Annotated in this window: 2 protein-coding genes; both read right to left on the bottom strand. The window is 63.6% G+C overall.

Annotation, left to right across the window (positions count from 1 at the left end; genetic code table 11):
- Positions 1 to 92: 92 nt before the first annotated feature.
- Entirely contained in the window at positions 93 to 860 is a 768-nt protein-coding gene (gene istB / locus QZM67_RS39730; protein WP_096506405.1) for an IS21-like element helper ATPase IstB, read from the bottom strand.
- A 12-nt stretch (positions 861 to 872) separates the two neighbouring features.
- Entirely contained in the window at positions 873 to 2,396 is a 1,524-nt protein-coding gene (gene istA / locus QZM67_RS39725; RefSeq protein WP_096506404.1) for an IS21 family transposase, read from the bottom strand.
- Between the last annotated feature and the right edge of the window lie 168 nt (positions 2,397 to 2,564).

Raw genomic sequence — 2,564 nt, 5'->3', positions numbered from 1 at the left:
TGCGTATTTCGGCGAACGTGACCGCCGATTTCGGGAACGTGACCGATTCGGCGGGGTTGGGCGTTGCGCGGTGTTGATTGTAGATTTTCTTGTTAGTTCTGGTCGAGTTTGGGCTCCGGGACGTTGGGTTTTGGGGACGCTTTTCTGAGGGATTCACCGGTGAGCATGATCCGGTGATGACGCTGCATGAGACGGTCGAGCATTGCGTCGGCAATGGTCTCGTCGCCGATCCATCCATGCCAGTGCTCAATCGGTAACTGGCTGGTGATGATGGTCGCCTTTCCCGCAGAGCGGTCGTCGATCATCTCGAGCAGATCGTTTCGGACCATCGCGTCGAGGGGAGCCATTCCCCAATCGTCCAGCAGGAGCACGTCAACGCGGGCGACCTGCAGCAGCCATTTTGTGAAGCCGCCGTTGCCGTGCAGAACGCGAAGCTCCTCGCCGAGTCGCGGCACGCGCAGATACAAGGCCGAATGCCCGCGCCGGCAAGCGTATTGGGCCAGGGCGCAAGCGAGCCACGATTTCCCAGCGCCGGTCGGGCCGCTTATGAGCAGGCTGTAGCCGGCTTCGACCCAGTCACCGAGCGCGAGACTCGTGAGTGAGCGCGAATCGACGCCACGCCCAGCGCGCGTGTCGAGATCTTCAATGGCGGCTTGCGGATACTTGAGGCGCGCCTGCTTGAGCAGTCGGGTACGACGGCGATCATCACGCCAGCTGACTTCCCGGTCGACCAGCAGTGACAGGCGTTCCTCGAAGCTCAGGCTGGCCGCACCGGGCTGCGTCAGTTGTTCTTCCAGGCCGTCAGCGAAGCCGTCCAGCTTCAGGGTGCGCAGTTGCGTCAGTGTCTGTTGCATCATCATGGTGGGTCTCCTTTATTGGTAGTAGCCGGCGCCGCGTACATGCGCGTGACTTGGGCTGATCCAGTCGGCGGGCGTTGCCACTGCTGCGCGGTCGCGGTTGTTGATCAGGATGTCGCGCACGTGGCGGTAACGGTGCACGCCCAGCTCCAGTGCTAGCGCACAGGCGGCTTCGAGACGTTCGCGGCCATAGCGACGTGAGAGCGAGAGCAATCCGAGGCACGCCCGATAGCCGTGTTCCGGATGGCGTTGCTCCTGCAGCAGCCGGGTAACAAGCACGCCGGTTGCCGCGCCGATCTGCTGTCCCCAATGAATCAGCCGCTGCGGCGTCCATTCCAGATGAGCGCGGTGCGCCGCCGGCATGTGCTCGACGACGGTGGTGTAGCCGCCTGCGCGCTCGTTGCGCGCGTGGCTGGCGACACGGCGACCGCGATGCAGCAGTTCGACAGCGCCCGCCGTGATGCGCGCATCGAGCTTGAGACCGACCAGCGCGTGCGGCACGCTGTAGCGGTGTTTGTTGATCTCGACGTGATAGTCGATGTGAACCGTCACTGTCTTGAAGCGCGCGAGCTCATAGGGCTGTGCCGGCAGCGGCTGCAGTGCCGGCGCGTCCAGCTGGGCGAATGCGCTGGCGCGACATCCAGGCAGCTTCTGGAACGGCCTCTCATTCAGGTTCCTGAGCAGCGGGCGGATCGCCTCATTGACCGAGTGGACCGACTCAAACCGGTGATGACGCAGGCGCGCCATGATCCAGCGTTCGACGACCTGGACCGCAACCTCTACCTTCGGTTTGTCCTGCGGACGATATACGCGTGCGGGAAGGAATGACGTGCCGTAGTGACGCGCAAAGTCCAGCACGGTGTCGCCGGCGCGAGGTTCATAGCGGTCGGGATCGGCAATCATCGCGCGCGGGTTATCCGGCACGATCAGCTGCGGCACGCCACCATAGAAGGTCAGCGCACGTGCGATGCCGCCCAGCCAGTCCTCCATCGTTTCGGCTGGCGTCGCGCATGCGAACGTGTAACTCGATGCGCCCATGGCTGCCACGAAGATGTGCGCGCGGCGTCCAGTCGTCAGCGGCAGCGTGGGGCCGGCGAAGTCGACAAACAGTTTCTCGCCGGCGCGGTGAATTTGCCGCATCGAGCGCTTCAGGCGTTTCGTGAACGCCTTGTAGTGCCCGCAGAACTGCGTATAGCGGTAGGTCTGCCGGTCCGCGAACTCGGCCTGGTACTCCTCCCATAGCAACGTCAGCGTCATGCCCTTGCGACGCAGCTCCTGGTGGATGCGTCCGTAGTCGGGCTGGGCGTAGCCTGCTGGCCCCGTGGGCTTGCCGAGGAGCCGCCGCTCGAGGTCGCCTTCATCCATATCGCAGGCGCTTGCCCAGTCCAGCCCGGCAGCACCGGCCAGTCCTATGTACTTCGTGACCACGCCCTTGGAGATGCCCAGTGACGCGGCGATCCGGTCGTGCGAGAAACCGCCGTCGAATTTAAGTCGTAAAACGTCCTTGATCATCCGCATGTTCATCCGGTGCGCGGGCATGCTGTCTCCGGCCAAAGCCGGCGAGCATAGCCCGCGTGGTTGATGTCATGCGCAACGCCAATCCTGCCTTCCGGTCCGCTTCGTCACGTTCCCGAAATGACCGGTCACGTTGCCGAAATCGCCGGTCACGATCCCGAAACGGCCGGTCACGTTGGTCCGAAATACGCA

It is taken from the genome of Burkholderia sp. AU45251, from assembly GCF_030482905.1.
In the GTDB taxonomy this organism is placed as follows: Bacteria; Pseudomonadota; Gammaproteobacteria; order Burkholderiales; family Burkholderiaceae; genus Burkholderia; species Burkholderia aenigmatica.
The sequence above is the reverse complement of the archived record's forward strand: the minus strand, read 5'-3'. Positions and strand labels throughout refer to the sequence as shown.